Source organism: Paraburkholderia sp. SECH2 (assembly GCF_030464795.1).
Lineage (GTDB): Bacteria > Pseudomonadota > Gammaproteobacteria > Burkholderiales > Burkholderiaceae > Paraburkholderia > Paraburkholderia aspalathi.
Genome location: NZ_JALPRH010000009.1, coordinates 226,647 through 244,835 on the forward strand (window position 1 = coordinate 226,647; position 18,189 = coordinate 244,835).

Annotated in this window: 15 protein-coding genes; 2 read left to right on the forward strand and 13 right to left on the reverse strand. The window is 58.1% G+C overall.

The window, feature by feature from the left end; genetic code table 11:
• Nucleotides 1-7: 7 nt before the first annotated feature.
• The 7 genes from M0D66_RS17960 to M0D66_RS17990 all read right to left on the reverse strand — a co-directional run bounded on the left by M0D66_RS17960 (nucleotide 8) and on the right by M0D66_RS17990 (nucleotide 6,920).
• Entirely contained in the window at nucleotides 8-373 is a 366-nt protein-coding gene (locus M0D66_RS17960; RefSeq protein WP_200622402.1) for a DUF2946 domain-containing protein, read from the reverse strand.
• Nucleotides 374-957: 584 nt separating this feature from the next.
• Nucleotides 958-1,299, reverse strand: a complete 342-nt coding sequence (locus M0D66_RS17965) for an L-rhamnose mutarotase (protein ID WP_211705646.1) — start codon at nucleotides 1,297-1,299, stop codon at nucleotides 958-960.
• Between the two features lie 82 nt (nucleotides 1,300-1,381).
• The gene (locus M0D66_RS17970; protein ID WP_200622401.1) at nucleotides 1,382-2,518 is read right to left on the reverse strand and encodes a mandelate racemase/muconate lactonizing enzyme family protein; all 1,137 of its coding nucleotides are present in this window, start codon (nucleotides 2,516-2,518) and stop codon (nucleotides 1,382-1,384) included.
• A 7-nt stretch (nucleotides 2,519-2,525) separates the two neighbouring features.
• Nucleotides 2,526-3,356 carry a carbohydrate ABC transporter permease gene (locus tag M0D66_RS17975; RefSeq protein WP_211705549.1) on the reverse strand — a complete coding sequence of 277 codons (831 nt, stop codon included), beginning with the start codon at nucleotides 3,354-3,356 and terminating at the stop codon, nucleotides 2,526-2,528.
• Between the two features lie 67 nt (nucleotides 3,357-3,423).
• Entirely contained in the window at nucleotides 3,424-4,365 is a 942-nt protein-coding gene (locus M0D66_RS17980) for a carbohydrate ABC transporter permease (protein ID WP_244869693.1), read from the reverse strand.
• A gap of 75 nt (nucleotides 4,366-4,440) precedes the next feature.
• Entirely contained in the window at nucleotides 4,441-5,763 is a 1,323-nt protein-coding gene (locus tag M0D66_RS17985; protein WP_211705552.1) for a sugar ABC transporter substrate-binding protein, read from the reverse strand.
• 92 nt (nucleotides 5,764-5,855) lie between these two features.
• The gene (locus M0D66_RS17990) at nucleotides 5,856-6,920 is read right to left on the reverse strand and encodes an ABC transporter ATP-binding protein (protein WP_266211092.1); all 1,065 of its coding nucleotides are present in this window, start codon (nucleotides 6,918-6,920) and stop codon (nucleotides 5,856-5,858) included.
• 229 nt (nucleotides 6,921-7,149) lie between these two features.
• Here M0D66_RS17990 and M0D66_RS17995 point away from each other — a divergent pair, with 229 nt between their 5' ends.
• A complete protein-coding gene (locus M0D66_RS17995) occupies nucleotides 7,150-7,965 on the forward strand; it encodes an IclR family transcriptional regulator (RefSeq protein ID WP_244869694.1) in 816 nt (271 codons plus the stop codon).
• Between the two features lie 106 nt (nucleotides 7,966-8,071).
• On the opposite strand, the gene M0D66_RS37960 is transcribed toward M0D66_RS17995, so the two are convergent.
• The 6 genes from M0D66_RS37960 to M0D66_RS18020 form a co-directional block, all read right to left on the reverse strand.
• Entirely contained in the window at nucleotides 8,072-8,665 is a 594-nt protein-coding gene (locus tag M0D66_RS37960) for a DUF2844 domain-containing protein (protein ID WP_200652026.1), read from the reverse strand.
• A gap of 120 nt (nucleotides 8,666-8,785) precedes the next feature.
• Nucleotides 8,786-10,513 carry a methyl-accepting chemotaxis protein gene (locus M0D66_RS18000; protein WP_211705558.1) on the reverse strand — a complete coding sequence of 576 codons (1,728 nt, stop codon included), beginning with the start codon at nucleotides 10,511-10,513 and terminating at the stop codon, nucleotides 8,786-8,788.
• Nucleotides 10,514-11,089: 576 nt separating this feature from the next.
• A complete protein-coding gene (locus M0D66_RS18005; RefSeq protein WP_200617974.1) occupies nucleotides 11,090-13,294 on the reverse strand; it encodes an OsmC domain/YcaO domain-containing protein in 2,205 nt (734 codons plus the stop codon).
• Nucleotides 13,295-14,824: 1,530 nt separating this feature from the next.
• A complete protein-coding gene (locus M0D66_RS18010) occupies nucleotides 14,825-15,091 on the reverse strand; it encodes a hypothetical protein (RefSeq protein ID WP_266211093.1) in 267 nt (88 codons plus the stop codon).
• 19 nt (nucleotides 15,092-15,110) lie between these two features.
• A complete protein-coding gene (locus tag M0D66_RS18015; RefSeq protein WP_266211094.1) occupies nucleotides 15,111-15,677 on the reverse strand; it encodes a hypothetical protein in 567 nt (188 codons plus the stop codon).
• An 896-nt stretch (nucleotides 15,678-16,573) separates the two neighbouring features.
• Nucleotides 16,574-17,458, reverse strand: a complete 885-nt coding sequence (locus M0D66_RS18020) for a LysR family transcriptional regulator (RefSeq protein ID WP_266211095.1) — start codon at nucleotides 17,456-17,458, stop codon at nucleotides 16,574-16,576.
• Nucleotides 17,459-17,657: 199 nt separating this feature from the next.
• Here M0D66_RS18020 and M0D66_RS18025 point away from each other — a divergent pair, with 199 nt between their 5' ends.
• On the forward strand, nucleotides 17,658-18,074 hold the full coding sequence (locus tag M0D66_RS18025; protein WP_266211096.1) for an ester cyclase: 417 nt from the start codon (nucleotides 17,658-17,660) through the stop codon (nucleotides 18,072-18,074).
• Nucleotides 18,075-18,189: the final 115 nt, after the last annotated feature.

Genomic DNA, 18,189 nt, shown 5'->3' on the forward strand with positions numbered 1-18,189 from the left:
GCGACGACTAGGAAAGGACGGGAGGATCGCGAGGCCGGCCGGATGGAAACGCGGCGGCGTGAGGGACAAACAGGGGCGGCGCCGATACTTGCGCAACCGCTAACAATAGCATTGCAATGAGGCCGGCCGGAGGGACGCTCAGCGCCGCTACATGATGAGAGACGAGATCGCAGTACCCACACGCTGCAAGCTTGTCCGCAGACGCGTGGTGTGCAGCGGGAGCGTCACTGCCGACTGCCGAACAAATGGCGCTGCCCGGCTCATGGGCGCGGGACGCAACCAGCAACTGGCTCACGAGCGGCGCGACAACGACGAGCCACATGGCGATGAGGCCAAGCCATGCGACAGAGTGTTTGTGGGCGCGGAGCTTCATGGCTAGTCAAAATTTTTCGAGGATACTATCCAGTGGATAGCGGGCCCGTATAGCACTTTCCTTACGAATGCCATCAGTCGGAAGGGGCCGGATCGGCTGGACAGATACTTCGTTGGGTAGCTGAAACCCAGGACCGTTTCGCGCCGAACAGAAAGCGCCCGCGGTCAGATCGACACGTTGATCGGCCGAAAGGCTTTGCGAAACCGGCGGTGCGAATATTGCCATCGGGATTGCAAGCAATCTAAGAATCCCGCCAATTTTCGAATAGAAAAGACCAGGCATGATCTTTACGGATTTGCCGACCAGCTAGTGTGTTACAGGCGATTATCGCGCGCGCCCTTTACGGCTCCGATGGGTAGATGTCCTACAAAGGTGTAGGGAAAGAGCGGGATAGGTCTTTCCGTCGGACTGCATGTCCGTTTGGTCGGTAGCTTTGGTTCGACACTGGCAGTTGAAATCCTGCCCTCAGAGCAGACGCTCTCGATTCAAGCTCCCACACGCACCGGTGGCGCTCATCCAATTCTTGGGTGATTCCACCGCCCGCCTGGGTTCGGCGCTAATACGACCCGCCTACGAGCGCCCCATCATGGTTGTCGCGACAAATCGAAAATAAGCGCCGCGTCGACCCATTTCTCACCGGGCGGGGTCCACGGCGTTGGGGCCTGAAATTTCGACATCAGACTCTGCCATTCCTTCAGCACGGAATCATTTGCCTCAGCATCCGCAAACCGTTGAGCGCTGAAGATTGCGTCATCTGTCTCCATCAGCATGCACAGCCGGGTGCCCAAACGGAAAATTTCCATACTCGTGACACCCTGAGTGCGCAGATAATTCGCCACCTCCGGCCAGATCACGCGATGCATGGTTTCGTACTCGGCAATCAGATCGGCGGAATCCTTGAGGTCCAACATCAGGCAACGTTTCATCAGGTTCTCCAAAGGTCGCGCAACGGAGCAGACCGCTCGTGCGCGCCCGTCACCGCGCCTCTCTCAGGCTGCGCGCAGTCCATCATCTGCCTGCGGCCGCGACACGCCCGGCGGGCGTACCAATCGACTTATGTACGTGCAGGCTCGCACGAATCGCGTCCCAGTCCCAATCGATGCCAAGACCTGGCTCGTCCGGCGCGACCGCATACCCCCGCTCGATCTTCACACGCGAACGCGTGAGGGTGTCGATCTGCGGGATGTATTCGACCCACCCGGAATTCGGCACCGCCGCGCACAGGCTCACGTGCAGTTCCATCAGGAAATGCGGGCAGATCGCGATGTTCATTGCCTCGGCAAAATGAGCGATCTTCAACCACGGCGTGATCCCACCGACGCGCGCAACGTCCGCCTGCACAATCGAACAGGCGTCTGCCTTCATATATTCGGCGAACTGCGCGGGATGATATATCGATTCGCCGACCGCGACCGGCACCGCCGTGGCTGCGCTCAGTTGCCGATGGCCGGCAATGTTTTCAGCGGGCAGCGGTTCCTCCAGCCATGCGAGGTGCAGTGGCTCGAACGCGTGTGCTCGCCGCAGCGCCTCAGAAAGCGTGAAGCCTTGATTCGCGTCGACCATCAGCTCGAAATCGTCGCCTACCGCTTCCCGCACGGCCACAAGTCGCCGCACGTCTTCGGAAAGATGTGGTCGCCCGACCTTCACCTTCGCGCCGCAGAATCCCGCCTCCTGCGCCTGGAAGGTCTGCTCGACAAGTTCGCTCTCCGACAGGTGCAGCCAGCCGCCTTCCGTCGTATAAGTCCGCACGCGTGGCTTCGCACCACCCGCGGCAATCCATAACGGCAGTCCGGCCGCACGCGTATTGCGATCCCACAGCGCGGTATCGATCGCGGCCAGCGCGAGACTCGTGATCGCACCGACCGCCGTGGCGTGCGTGTGATAGAACAGATGCCGCCAGATCGCTTCATATTCCGCGGGATTGCGTCCGATCAACTGCGGCGCCAGATGGTCGTGCAGCAACGCGACGATCGACGAGCCGCCTGTGCCGATCGTGTATGTGTAGCCTGTGCCTTCGCTGCCGTCGCTACAACGGATCGTGACCAGCACTGTTTCCTGAACGACGAAGGACTGAATGGCATCCGTGCGCCGCACTTTCGGCTGAAGGTCGACCTGCCGGATTTCTACGGTTTCGATGTGGGTCATGGTTGTTCTATCCTTTGACGCCGCCAAGCGTGAGACCTGCGATCAGGTGTTTCTGAACGATAAACGTAAGGATGATGGCCGGAATAATGATGATCACGGCCATCGAGCACATGCCGGCCCAGTCCACCGTGAATTGCGCTGTAAAGTCCATCAAGCCGACAGGCAGCGTTTTGGTATCGGGGCTGCGGCACAGTTGCGACGCCAGCGCGAACTCGTTCCAACTCGTCAGAAACGCAAAGATCGCCGCTGACGCCACCCCCGAGCGGGCGAGCGGCAGTTCGATATGCCAGAACGCCTGCCAGCGGCTGCAGCCGTCGATCTGAGCGGCCTCGGCCAGTTCCGCCGGCACTTCGCGAAAGAACCCGTCGATCAGCCAGACCGTGAACGGCACGTTCATCGCGAGGTAGACGATGATCACGCCGATATGCGTGTCGAGCAGACCTGTCCACGCCCACAACATGAAGATCGGTAGCGAGAGCGCGATGCCCGGAATCGCACGCGTAAGCATCAGCACCACGAACAACAGCTTCTTGTGGCGGAACTCGAAACGCGCAAACGCATAACCACCGGCCACCCCGACTACGATCGCAGCAATCGTGCTCGCCAGAGAAATCACCACCGAGTTCACGAAATACTGACGAATCGGCAGCGACGCCATTCCACCAAAGCCGAACACATTGCGGAAGTTATCGAGCGTATAGCTGCCGGAATCGAGCAACGACTGGTTGGACAGGATCGCGACATTCGAGCGGAAAGCGTTGAGCATGACCCAAAGGCCAGGCAGGCAGATGACCGCCATGACAAGGAAGACCGCGAGCCACAAAGCGCCCCGCTTCATCGGTGCTCGCAGCGAATCGAATGTGGACGCACGATTGGAAGCGCGATTGAATGTTGTACCCATGATGTCAGGCCGGCCCCATGTGTTTGCGTGCCGCGTTGAGCTTGCGGAAAAAATACAGCGTGAACAGCACCGAGACGAGCACGGACACGTAGCCGATGGCATTCGCGTAACCCATGCGCGAATCGTCGTAAGCGATGCGGCCCACCATCGTCCAGAGCAGTTCGGTACGGCCGCCGGGACCGCCGTTGGTCATGATGCGCACGATGTCATAGGCCCGGCCGACGTCCAGTGAACGGATCGTCATGGCGATATAGATGAACGGCATCAGGTAAGGCAGTGTCACGTAACGGAAGGTTTGCCATGGCGTGCAGCCGTCGACTTTGGATGCTTCGATTGGATCCCTCGGCAGCGCCATCAGGCCAGCGAGCAGAATGACCGCGAACACCGGCGTCGAATTCCACACCTCCGCCGCGATCAGCGAAGCAAGCGCCGATTGCGCGTCGACCAGAAACGGAATCGTGGTCTTCAGTCCGAATACCGTTTGCAGCAAATGGTTGACGACGCCCGTGCTGTCGTTAAGCATGAACTTGAACTGAAAGCCGACGAGCACCGGCGAAAACATCATCGGGAACATCATGATGGTGCGCAGCGCACGCTGGCCTTTCACAATCTGGTTGAGCAGCAACGCGATGCCGAGACCCAGCAACAGTTCCAGATTCAATGCAATCGTCAGGAACAGCACGGTGCGACCGAACGCGGCCCAGAAATCCCCGTTCGCAAACGCGCGCATATAGTTTCGCAGGCCGACGACGTTCCAGATCGTGTCCGGGTCGATAAGCCTGTACGCGGTGAAACTTGTGTAGAGCGAAAAAAGCAGCGGCAGGACAACGACGATCGCTACCGAAAAAAAAGCCGGCAGTAGCAGCCTTAACGGAACTGCCAGGTTCTCATTCAAGGCCGGCCCGGGGGATTGTGCGGCAGACGAATAGCGGATATTGAATCGCATATTGGAGCGCATATTGAGGCAGGAGAAAACGGATCGGCTGCATGGCGCGGCGCGCAGGCCGCGCCATGCATGTCGCTAGTTGGACGCGTCCTGCATGATGTCGGAAACTTTTTTCGCCGCGTCGTCAAGCGCCTGCTGGGAGGATTTGTCGCCGATCAGCGCCTTCTGCAGTTCCGGCCACAGCGCATTGGAGATCTCGTCCCATTGCTGAATCCGCGGAGGCGTAAAGGCATCCTGCTGAGCCGCCGTGCTGAACACCGAGATTGCATGCGCCATATACGCGTCCTGTTTCGCCTGGAACTCCTTCACGATCGCTTGCTGCGCATCGACCCGCGACGGAATCGTGCCGAGCCGCGCCTCCACCATCTGCGAATCGAGGCTGGTCAGGAACTGGATGAAGCTCGCTGCGACTTCCGGGCGGTCACAGGTGTTCGTGATCGAGAAGCTATGCGAACCTGACCAGCCCGGCCGCTTGTTGGCAACGCCGAACGGCGCCGGCACCACGCCGACGTTGCCAGCCAGTTTGGACGTCTTCGGATCGTTGTAGAACGAAGCGAAGCCTGGCCAGTCAAGATCCAGAGCCACTTTGCCTGCAGCAAAGTTGTTGCCGAGATCGTCCCACACATAGCTCGGCACCCCCTTGGGTACGGCTCCCGCCTTGTATAGATCCACGAACCAGTTCAGCGTCTTGACGCCGATCGGCGAATTGAACGCAGGACGGTTTTTGCCATCCAGCAGCTGCCCGCCATTGGCGATCAACAGCGAATAGAACGTGCCTGTGATTGCTTCATCCTTACCGGGGAATTGCGTGCCGTAAAAGTTCGGCGCTTTGGTGAAGAACTTCGCTTGCTGTGTGAATTCAACATAGTTCTTCGGCGGCGCGAGCGGCTCGCCAAACTGCTTGTGATAGGCGCTCTGGTTAGCCGGATCGGCGTAGGCCGCCTTGTTGTAGTAAAGCGCCTCGATGTCGACCGAGCGCGGAATCTGCACCAGATGTCCCTTGATTTCGGACTGCTTGAGCAGACTTGGCGAAAACGCCGCCAGGTAACTGGCCGGAAACAGGCCTTTCAGATCACGGAAAATCGGGTACTGTGCCGAGAAATTCGTGTGATTGGACGAGACGCAATAGTCGACGCGACCCGATGCGATGTCCTGTTTCAGCTCGCGATCGAGCTCAAAATGGCTCTTGCGCGAGACGATCTCGACTTTCGCACCCGTCTGTTTTTCCCACAGCGGAATGCGCGTGTAGAGCGCCTCGTACTGCACGCCGCCGATCAGCTTGACCCGCAGCGTGTAGCCTTTGTATTCACCGTCGGCATGTGCGAGACCCGAAGCGACAACACCCGCGAGCGCAAATACCGAAGCTGCGAGCCTGACCATGGTTTTATAACGCATCATTGTCTCCTCCTTTATGGATTCCGCCGTGGGCCGCACGACTTCGGCGGCGACTGTGCAATGCGAGCCCCGCGGCGGTTGGCTCGCCATCCTGTTTAGCGCAGCCGTCGCCCGCTGCTGCTGTCGAACACCAGTACCTTGGCGGGGTTCGCTAGCAGCGCGATGGTCGTGCCGGCACGCACATCGGTACGGCCGGTCAGCATCACGCAACAGGCCTGGCCAGTGACCGTGCCGAACAATTCAGTCGCTGCCCCGGTGGGCTCGACCACTTCGAGCGCGAACGGCATGCCGTCTGCGCCGGCAAGGCTCAGATGCTCGGGACGAACGCCGTACGTCACCTTCTGTCCATGCGTGGCATTGACGAGCGGCGCCGGCAACGCAAGCTCGCCGATGCGCACGCATGCACCATCCTCCTGCCGTTCGTAGGTACCCGCGAAGAAGTTAATTGCAGGCGAGCCGATGAATCCCGCTACGAAAAGATTGTCGGGATCGTCATATAACGCAAGCGGTGTACCGATCTGTTCGATCACGCCACCGTTGAGCACGACGATGCGGTCTGCCATCGTCATCGCCTCGATCTGGTCGTGAGTCACATAGACTGTCGTGGCACGCAAGCGCTGGTGCAGCGCCTTAATCTCCGCGCGCATCTGCACGCGGAGCCTCGCATCGAGATTCGAGAGCGGCTCGTCGAACAGGAACACCTTCGGGTCACGCACGATCGCGCGGCCCATCGCCACCCGCTGCCGCTGACCGCCCGACAGATGGCGGGGATGACGATTCAGCAGATCCTGCAGACCCAGCATCGTCGCTGCCTTCTGCGCCCGCGAGGCAATCTCCTGCGGATCGCGATTGCGCAGCTTGAGCGCGAACGTCAGATTTTCGAGCACCGTCATGTGCGGATAGAGCGCGTAGTTCTGGAAAACCATCGCGATATCGCGATCGCGCGGCGGCCGCGTATTGACGACCTCGCCGTCTATCACGATGCGCCCGTGGCTGACGCTTTCGAGGCCCGCCAGCGCACGCAGCAGTGTGGATTTGCCACATCCGCTCGGCCCGACCAGTACGAGAAACTCCCCGTCCGGAACCTGCAGGTCGATCTGCTTCAACACCTCCTGTTCACCAAACGATTTCCTGACCTGCTCGAATGCTACGGCTGCCATCTGCCCTCCTTCCCGGGTTATTCAGTAGCCGGCAGTTGAGCGCAGCTGACCACTCTCGCCGTACCCCTGATGAAATTGTATATATGAAACTACGTTTTATTGATGAAAACTTAGTAGGTGTTTTCCCCGTCCGTCGAACGGGTCGTTTTACGCTCGTCCAAGCTTCAGTCGCCCTACAATCCGTCTGGTTATCATGTGCGCCATTTCATCTGCGATTTCAGGAGGGAACTTGAACGCCAACGCACCGCGCTATTCGGCACCTGCACTGGAAAAAGGTCTGGACATCATCGAACTGCTGGCGGACCACGCGGAGGGTTTGTCTCTTGCGGAACTCGCAAAAGACCTCGGCCGCAGCACCGCCGAAATATTCCGGATGGTCGTAACGCTGGAGACGCGCGGCTACCTGTGCACCATCGGCGACCGGTATGTTCTATCGCTGCTGCTCTTCCAGCTGGCGCACCGGCATCAGCCCGTGCGCTCGCTAGTATCGAGCGCGCTACCGCTGATGACACAACTCGCCAAAGATGCCTGCCAGTCGTTTCATCTGTGCGTGTATCAGAAGGGACGCGTGCTGATCGTCGCCGGCGTCGAAAGTCCGGAGCGTTGGGGCTTTGCGTTGAAGGTCGGCACGTTGATAGGACTCACCGATACCGCGTCGGGACAGGTACTGCTCGCCTTTCAGGAAGAACCGCAGCGCGTCGAGATGTTCGAACTGCACGTTCCGGTGGAAGGCGAACGGGCCATGGACCCGCAACAGCTGGCGAAAGACCTCGCGCAGATCCGCAAACACGGCAACGCACGTATGTCCAGCCGGCAGGTCAAGGGGGTGAAGAATCTGGCCTACCCTGTGTTCGGCCGGGACGGTCATGCCATTGCGGCACTGACTACCCCTTATATCGAGCGAATCGACGACGCCCCCGTGCCGTCGATGACCGAAGTCGGCGACATGATGGAACGGGCAGCGGAAACGCTCACTTCATTGATGGGCTTCAACGTCTATTGGGATTCGGCTTCACAGCCCACCCAGCGATCCGATCGTCGGTGAATCTGAAGATAACCGGCCAGTACTTTCGGCCGGCGAAGCACGGAACGCTCAGGCGAAGCACGTGCAGAGGCGTGTCAACTCGGGTTCACGCCAGACGCGCCATCTGCTATCTGATGGAGTCGTCCCGAACCCCTGCTGGCAGCGCCTGCGGCAAATACACGCGGCCGGCAAATGTACCGCCATGGTTATCGATCTCGATGATCAGACCGCTCTGCTCAACTCTCATGGAGTCGACACCGGCGTTTGCCCCTGTCAGTGCGGTGGCAAGTGCTAACCGATAATTCGGAAAGTAAGGTCCAAGAAGTACGTCGAGTGGCGCCATCTGGGGGCCGTTCCACGCCACCGCAAATACGGTTCCCGCTTGTGCGACATATTCTCTCGCGACAGCTCCCGTAGTGAAAGCCGTCTCATTGACTGAGAACGACATGCCAGGTGTATTTGCGTGTTTGCAAAACGTTTTAGTGTAATTTGAATTGCCAGGTTGCCATGTGGGTGCGCTACCGAGCTCCGCTTTGCATGACGAAGCGACTATCAGACCAATGAGACCAACGAAGACGTACGCTGTACGTGTCCCGGGTAAGATTGATCCTTTGAAGATCAACAATTCGGGAAGTTTCACCAACGACCCGGCGGGCACGTTAAATCGGGACTTGCGGGAAGGCGGCACGCTTCGCCAGAGCAATCTATCGTTGGCTGCCACTTTGCTCCTTCAGTCCGGTCGGAAGCGTGTTGAGAAACGAAACCTTGTTGCTGTTGAGCAAGGTAGGCATCCTGAATTTATTCAGGAGTTTGCGAATGGCACTCGTATTCTTTGCTTTCATCAGAACGCTTCCCACGTTTCATTTTCCCTGGACGCTAACGTGGCCATGGTCGTGGCGGAAACTGTCACTGTACCGGGCAACTTCCCAGCTGCTTTCGGCGCCCCACGGGGCCGCGACACCCGCGACTCGGGAATGCGCGGCCTGCTTTCCGGGACGATCAATTGCGATTGGGAGGAAGCCGGATCGCTAAATCTGAACACCAACACCGCGCCCTGAAGAGTCTTTGCCTGCTCTTCGAGGGACTGCGCTGCAGCGGCCGCCTGCTCAACAAGCGCAGCGTTCTGTTGCGTGACCTCGTCCATCTGGACGACGGCCTGATTCACCTGTTCGATGCCGCGGCTTTGCTCTTCGGACGCTGCTGCGATTTCGCCGACAATATCGGAGACCTGCTTGATTGCCTGCTTGACCTGCCCCATCGTGGCACTGACTTCCGCTGCCTGCTTTGCGCCGTCCTGAATCGTTGTCACGGACGAGCTGATCAGTTCCTTGATTTCCTTTGCTGCAGTGGCGGACCGTTGAGCCAGACTGCGAACCTCACTGGCAACCACAGCAAAGCCCCGACCCTGTTCGCCAGCACGTGCGGCTTCGACGGCCGCGTTCAGCGCGAGAATGTTCGTCTGGAACGCAATGCCTTCAATGACACCGGTGATTTCGGAAATCTTGCTGGAGCTGCTGCTGATCTGGCCGATGGTGCCGACCATGGCCTGAACCGAGTCATTACCCGTATCGGCGATGTCTGTGGCACTCGTGGCCAGTGCGTTCGCCTGCCGGGCGTTGTCAGCGTTCTGCTTTACCGTTTCGCTCAGCTGCGTCATGCTTGCCGCGGTCTCTTCAAGCGACGCTGCCTGCTCCTCTGTGCGGGCCGAGAGGTCCGTATTACCGCTTGCAATTTCGCGCGATGCCACTGCGACCGACTCGGTGGAAACCTTGATCCCGCGAACCGTCTGACTCAGTTGCTGGTCCATTTTCTTCAGTGCCTCGAGAAGCTGACCAAACTCGCCGCCTGAGTCGACCACCACGTGATTTTCCAACTTGCCGCTCGTGATATGGTTGGCCAGATCAACGGCCTTGTTGAGCGGCTTCGAGATCGAACGTAGCAGGTATACAGACATGCCAACAGCAACCAGCATGCCGCCGCAGAGAAGGACAAATGCATTCCGAAGGGTTGCCCTGAACGTCGCATCACTGTCCTCGACAGACTGTCTGGCCTGATCCAGATTGAGAGCGGCGTCCTCGTCTATCGCGTCGTTCATTGACTTACTTACCGAGAGGATTTCGTCGATTACGACAGCGGCTCGGTCGAAATTGCCTGCGCTACCGGCAGCCACAGCTTCCTTGCTTAACGCCGTGAACTCGGGCAAGGAGCTTTGGATGCGCTTTGCGATTTCACGCTCTTTGTCGCTGGAAACACTGGCTGGGTAGTAGTGGTTCCACGACTTGTTGAGTCGTTCAAATTGCAGGGCAATGCCTGCAGCGTATTCCGTCGTTTTCGCTGGATCGTGGGCCACCTGCATGCGCCTTAGCAGAAGACGCACATTAAGCTGGGCTGCGCGAACTTCGGATAGGTCTGCAATGGGAACCGTGTTTTCAGCGTACCCGTCGGCGATGTTCGAATTGAGCCTGGAAAGCTCCCACGCGTCAAACGATCCGAGCGCGACCATGAGAAGCACGCATACGCCAAAAGCGAGAATGATCTTGAACCTGACCGTTTTTATAAGGTTGCCCATGTTGCGTCCATCTAGGAAGTGGTGTTCGGGTTCAGACTCTGCGAGATTAATGAACGTGCTTGCTTATCCATAGTAACCATATGCGTATCGCGTACTCTGCTTTGGTATGCGGGGTAAGAGAACGGTAGGGATATCCTTACTTTCATGTAGTCGTATCCCGTTCGCATGCATTGCGTCAACCCGTGGCGACACAAGGCTCTGCCTGACCCTTCGGTTTGTCGGCACAGCAACGCGCTCGCAACGGCGACGTTCGGGCCGCTGGGCTATGAAGGGGACGCAGGCCTCAAAAGCTGCAAGGACCTCGCGCGTTACTACGACTAGCTCGACGGCAAAATCTATGGGATCGAATCGGGTAGCAGCGCGAACAACGGACTGCGAAGCGCCCGGCGATGCACGGTTGATTGATCGACCGTGATGCCTCGCTCAGCCGTTATCTCTTCCGGGGCGGTATCTGACATTGCCCGGATCGCTGCAGATCGCACCGGACAATAAACCCCATGTTTTGTTAAAGGAAAAACAGGGAAAACCGGCGCTCCCGAAGAGACCCGGGAGTACCTTAAATCACGCCTCGCAACCCTAACCGGCTGTAGCCGTCACATTGGCCCGCGCCTTATGCAGTTTTTTGTAGCTGTCGATCAGGCGGTGGTGCCTATCGAGACCCTCCAGTTTCATGCTCGTCGGCGTCAATCCATAGAAGCGCACGCTGCCGTCCACTGAGCCCATTACCGCGTCCATCCGAGCGTTGCCAAACATCCGACGGAAGTTGACCGCGTAGTCGTCCAGTTCCAGGTCGTCATCGAGCAGCACCTCCAGCACCACATTCAGCGCCTGGTAAAACAATCCGCGCTCGACCGTGTTGTCGTTGTACTGCAGGAAAGCGCCCACCAGCTCTTGCGCCGCCTCAAATTGTTGCAAGGCGAGATGAATCAGCAGCTTCAACTCGAGAACTGTTAGCTGCCCCCAGTCCGTATTCTCGTCAAATTCGATGCCGATCAAAGTGGCGATATCGGCGTGCTCGTCCAGCTCGCTGTTCTCCAACCGTTCAAGCAGTGCTGCCAGGCCGGCATCGTCCAGGCGATGCACGTTCAAAATATCGGCGCGGAACAACAGGGCCTTGTTTGTGTTATCCCAGATCAAATCCTCTACCGGGTAAACTTCCGAATAATCGGGCACCAGAATCCGGCAGGCAACAGCACCCAGCTGGTCATACACCGCCATGTAAGATTCTTTGCCCATGTCTTCGAGAATGCCGAACAAGGTTGCTGCTTCATCGGCGTTGGAGTTTGCACCCTGACCAGAAAAATCCCACTCGACAAACTCGAAATCCGCTTTGGCGCTGAAAAAGCGCCACGACACTATGCCGCTGGAATCAATGAAGTGCTCAACGAAGTTATTGGGTTCAGTCACGGCGTTACTGACGAAGGTGGGCTGAGGTAAATCGTTCAGGCCTTCAAAGCTACGCCCCTGCAGCAATTCCGTCAGACTCCGTTCCAGCGCCACCTCGAAGCTTGGGTGCGCGCCGAACGAGGCAAAGACACCGCCTGTGCGCGGGTTCATCAAGGTGACGCACATCACCGGGTAGGTCCCACCCAGCGACGCATCCTTTACCAGCACCGGAAAGCCCTGCTCTTCCAATCCCTGAATCCCGGCCAGAATGCCAGGGTATTTCGCCAGCACTTCGTGCGGCACATCAGGCAAGGCAATTTCACCTTCCAGAATTTCGCGCTTCACCGCTCGCTCGAAAATTTCGGACAGACATTGCACCTGCGCTTCGGCCAGCGTATTACCGGCACTCATGCCATTGCTGACGTACAGGTTTTCGATCAGGTTGGACGGAAAGTACACCACTTCGCCGTCCGACTGCCGCACGAACGGCAGCGAACAGATGCCGCGCTCCACATTGCCGGAGTTGGTGTCGATCAGATGCGAGCCACGCAACTCCCCATCCGGGTTGTAAATCTCCAGGCAGTACGCATCCAGAATCTCAGCCGGCAGCGCATCCTTACGGCCGGGCTTGAACCACCGCTCGTTCGGGTAATGCACAAACTCCGCGTTGGCGATGTCTTCGCCCCAAAACGCCCCGCCATAGAAATGGTTGCAATTCAGGCGCTCGATAAACTCTCCCAACGCGGACGCCAACGCGCTCTCTTTGGTCGCTCCCTTGCCGTTGGTAAAACACATCGGCGAGTGTGCATCGCGGATATGCAGCGACCACACATTGGGAACGATGTTGCGCCACGAAGCGATTTCAATCTTCATGCCCAAGCCTGCCAGAATGCCCGACATATTGGCGATGGTTTGCTCCAACGGCAGATCCTTGCCCGCAATATAGGTGCTGGCGTCAGAAGCCGGAGTCAAGGTCAGCAAGGCCTGTGCATCGGCATCCAGGTTCTCTACCTCTTCAATGACAAACTCAGGTCCGGCTTGCACCACTTTTTTGACCGTACAACGGTCGATAGAACGCAAAATGCCCTGGCGGTCTTTGTCGGAGATGTCCGCCGGCAACTCAACCTGAATCTTGAAAATCTGCTGATACCGGTTTTCCGGATCAACAATATTGTTCTGCGACAGACGGATATTTTCGGTAGGAATATTGCGAGTTACGCAGTACAACTTCACAAAGTAAGCCGCACACAAAGCCGATGAGGCCAGAAAATAATCGAAGGGACCAGGCGCCGAGCCATCGCCCTTATAACGGATAGGCTGGTCGGCCACGACTGTGAAGTCATCGAACTTGGCTTCAAGACGTAGCTTGTCGAGAAAGTTGACTTTAATTTCCATGGGGAAATTCCAAAAATGGTACTCAGAACAAAATATAAAGCCCTGTAAAAAACAGGGCTTTAATAGTCAGTCAATTAGCGAATGATGTTTCCTGGCGGGAATTCTATTCCCACTCGATCGTCAATTGTCGACCGGGACCCTTGTGAAGACGGCCTTTCCGCCCGGTCGGGTAGCGACCATACCGTCAGCCATACCGAAAAATCCAGTCGGCAGTTATCAGCTTTGGACAGACTGCATCGGAGAATCAACGTGCGCTATCGTTCAAACATCACGGACACTGGGCATCCGAATACTACTTCTGCGGGGATACCGTCATCGATACCGTCAGCCACTTTCCAACGCGGACCTGGCAAAGCTTGAAGAAGTCATGATCTTAACAGAGGTCGCCCCCCGCTCAGAAGCATACAACGCGTGTCGCAACCGAGGTGAGCAAAACGCAGTAGCCGCTCGACAGGGAGATGCTGCGCAACCACGCCCGGCAAGTGCCTCAAGCTTCCGCCGGCGCGATCAAGCCCATGTCAGGGGCAATCGTGCATCGACATTCCAAATGCCCTTTTCTCCCATACGATCCTCGCGAAGCATCGCATCGGGGAACTCGCGCTATTCGTGCAGCGGATCAGGACGTGCCCGCACGCGTCTGGCTGAGTTCGCCACCATTGCGGGCCGTCGCCCGACGCGCCCTCCTGGTCGACTTTCAAGACTCAACGGCTATTCGTCGACTCCCATGGGGAGACTGTAGTTCGGCCAAGGCCGCCGCTCGCATGTCGACGCTGGGACGCCCGCTTTCTGCGGTACAGCGGTCGTTCGACAGCAGCCATCGCGAACGACCGCTGTGACATCAACGAATGCGTACTTTCGACCCAGGCCGTGTGGAAACGCCAAGAGAATTTCAATGCGCGCGGTTGCGACCTCGCTTCACACGTTTGGCGGTTTGCGTGTTGACAGGTTTTATGTCAAGCACCGCCCGTGAAATCCACCGGGCCAGCCGCAGTGCACCGTGCGCACACAACTCTCCTGCTCTGTCCCGTGCGAACTTCCACTTTTGCATAAGACCGCTCTCCGGATTCGGCACACGACACACACCCGCGTCGACGTCACCACAAATCTTCAAGGTCAAGCGACATCAGTTCCGTCGTACGTGCGCCCAAAGCTCCGTCGAACGCATCTTCCTTTGGCAACGGCTTTGAATACATCGATATGCAAAGTCCGCGCCGCCCCTGAAAAAGCCATCGCTCTTGCACCTTGGATGATGACGCTTGCCGCGAAAGCAATGATGCCCTCGATCTGATGCACCGCCCTGACACGAGTCCCCTGGCGCAACAGATAACCCGTTCAACTTCGATCCAGGCGTGGCGGACACAACCACGCAACCGCGCCTGTCGCACGGCACGCCCACCCGGTCAAACCCGAAGTCTGGCATGCACCCGGCGCCCAGATTCCCGCCCTTGACCCGCGACCGTAGCCGATAGCGGGCGAGCTTCTACGAATCGTGGCGCGCGATTCGGCCGCACTGCGTCCCATGACCGTGCCCTAGAGCGCCTCTGCGCGCTTTCCGCCGATATGCAGGGCGATCACGCCGACCGCCATCGCGACGAGGGCGCGCGCGAACCAGATTTTGAACGGGGTCGGAAGATCGAAAGCGTCGAATGCCTGAATCAGGCTGTAAAGTCCGAAGCAGATCGACACGATGCCGAGCGCGAGAAGGGAGACGACGAGCATCTCTGGCGCCGACCGACGACGCACATCATTTACTTTTGGGACGAGACGGCCGCCGATTGCCACACCGGCAGCCAGCATCGAACCATCCGTCACCCGGCTACCTCAACCCATGCACCGACACCTTCTTGCCTTCGAAGGTTTCCTGCACACCCTGCACGCAATTCGACGCACAGTCATAGCTAGGCGCCGACTGAGCGAACGGGACGAACGCCCGATAGACCACCGACTCGACCTGCGTTCCGTCGTCGGTGGCCACGATGTTAAGGTCGGTCTCGACGTTGGCCGGCACCGGTCCGCCGGACGTATAGATCACCGACATGGTGCCGGTGCAATCGGCGTTCACCGTGTAGGTGCCGCCCTGATAAGGATTGAAGGTGGTCTGGCCACCTTTCGGCACCCCATTAATACTGCCGAAGTCGGTGCGTGTGAACGTGCCTTTGCCGTCGAAAGTCACGAGGGCGACGTCATCGAGAATCGACGCGCTGGCGAACGGATGCAGCACGTTATTCGAGTCCAGCAAGCCAAGAATTTCTCCGTGACCGAGAAATCCATATGCTCCTCTTAGTGTTGCGTTCGAGCATTGGCCGTCGGCCTGCACGGCGCCACTCAGCGATAGCAGTGCAACGACGGTTGCCGACAAAATGCTCATATGGCGGGTGTTCATCATCATCTCCTTGTTGGCGACTCAGGCGTTTGACGTCGCGACGGGCAGGGCCCAACTGGCCGCTTGATCCCTGATTCAAATCCACGCAATGAATGGGAAATGGCCACGGTGCTACCTAGCTGTATCGCTCTGAACGTTCGACGAGCGGCCGACTGTTTCCGGATGCGAGGCGGGATAGCCCAGGTGCGGGCCGAAGTAGTAAACGACGAAACGCTTTCACCAGGCGCGCGGTTTTCGCCTGGTGTTGGCGGACAAGTGCGGCAGAGATGCACAAAGGTTCGCGCGATGAGGATTTCGTGAGTCAGCCACGCTTTAAAGGCGCATGGCGAAGACCAGTGTAGTTCACGCTATTTGCCGCGACCTGATGAAAATCGGACAAAAGGGCGGCACATTCAGATCGCACGGTTCTTGGTTTTGATGCGCGCGCATCGTTGATACCGAATGCGCGTGAAAGGGGGGCTGTACGTGGAGGCGCGAGAGCTGATTGAACCTGCAGAACGCACGGTCACGCGCAGGACAAGTATTTGGCCTGCTTCTCTTTATGTGCTTCCCGCGGGGCGCGGGCGGACGTGTACGGACCAAACTTCAACAGTTCCGTGGCGGGTAAACGGCAAATCAGTTGTCGCTGCCGGCAGAAGTAATTGTCGCCAGACACGGCCGATGAAGAACGGTCGATGTCATGAACGGCCGCTTCCGGGATGAAGTCGACGCCTGAACGCCTGCACGTGGCGACGACCGAACGTCGCCTCCTGGCCGCACACTGTCTTATGCGATCGGCACAACGCGACCCATCCGAGACCTTTAGTTTTCCCGGAAGCGGTCATTGCCACCAGCGCCCGCTCGACAGCGGTGTGGCGCCGATGGCATTTGGACAACCCCGAGGAACTATCACTTCGCTAAGCTCCGAAGTGCTCCCGCGCAAAATCCAGAAAGCTCCTCAACTTGGGCGTCACGCGGCGATCACGCGCATATAGAACATGTAATGGCCGCGAAGGCGCCTGATAGTCCGGAAGCACGACAACCAGACTGCCCCGATCGAGTTCGCCCTTCACCAGTTCCACGGGTTGAAGCATGACCCCGACGCCCGCCACGGCGGCCGCCAGCAGCACCTCACCATGGTCTCCCATGAAGCGCCCCGAGACTTGCACAGCGACGCGGCCGTCAGGGCCATCAAACGTCCACTCCGATCGTAGTTCAGTATGCGTAAAGCCAAGACACTCATGGTGCTCGAGATCAGCGGGAACTGTTATGCGCGGGTTTGCAGCAAGATACGACGGCGCGGCGCAGAGCACTAACCGGTATGGAGCCAGTGGCTTAGCAATCAGGCCGCTATCCCCCAGTTCTCCAATCCTGAACACGGCGTCATAACCCTCGTCAATCAGATCGACGGCTCGATTCGACAGAGTCACGTCAACTGCGACCTGCGGAAACGCCTTAAGGTACTCCGGCAACTTTGGCGCCAAGGTGTGTATGCCGAAGCTAACTGGAGCATTTACCTTCAGACGGCCGGTCGGCACTGAGCGGGTCTCGGCCACCAGGCTCTCGGCCGCCTCGACCTCCGCGAGGATGATCTTGGCGCGTTCGTAATAAGCCCGGCCGATATCTGTCGGGCTTTGCCTACGGGTCGTTCTGTTCAGCAGACGCACGCCGAGACTCTGTTCCAGCGCCTGGACGTATTTTCCGACCAGTTGTGGCGACATCTGAAGCGCATCCCCAGCCGCCGAGAACGAACCCAATTCGACTGCTTTCGTGAAAACGCTCATACCCGCGAGGCGATCCATTCAAAACATCCCGTTGTGAATGTCCAAAGATATCACGCATTTATCTCAGTGGATTTGCAGTCTAGACTTGCTGCAGTTGTCGTAAGCGGGCTGAACCCGGCACGTAGGCGACCTACCGCAACCTGCTCCGCCTCTCGTTTGGCGGCGCACGCAGACGACGCCGTTGCGGGCGACCACACTCACTCACAAGGTTCAAATCATGTCCGCTGAATCGAACAAACTGTCGATGTCCCGTTTCGTTGAATTCATCAATACAGCCAACGAAGTGCTTGCCGAAGAGCTTGTTGATGCCAATGCAATCTTCCACGCCCCCATCAGCCCGGATCCTTTCATTGGACCGCACGGGTACATGGAAATCCTCGGCATGATGCGCGCTGGTTTCCCCGACATTCAATGGACGCTCGAAGAAATGATCGCGGAAAACGATACGGTTGCCGCACGTTTCATCATGCGCGGTACTCACCAAGCCACCTTCTTTGGCGTGCCCGCAAGCGGAAAGAAGATCCAGGTTCAGGCGGTGAACTTCTATCGATTTTCCAACGGAAAAATTGTCGAAGAGCGCGGGCAACCTGACCTGTTGGCCCTCTTGCAGCAAATCGGTGCGGTTCCAGCCTGAGCGGAAGATAGTCGCGGCTGGCCCCCTGGCCAGATGCATCAAAGGCCAGGGTGTCGAACCCTTGTCCGGCGGCGCCCGTCTTTATTCTGGGGCGTATGAAAGCGACGAAGACAAC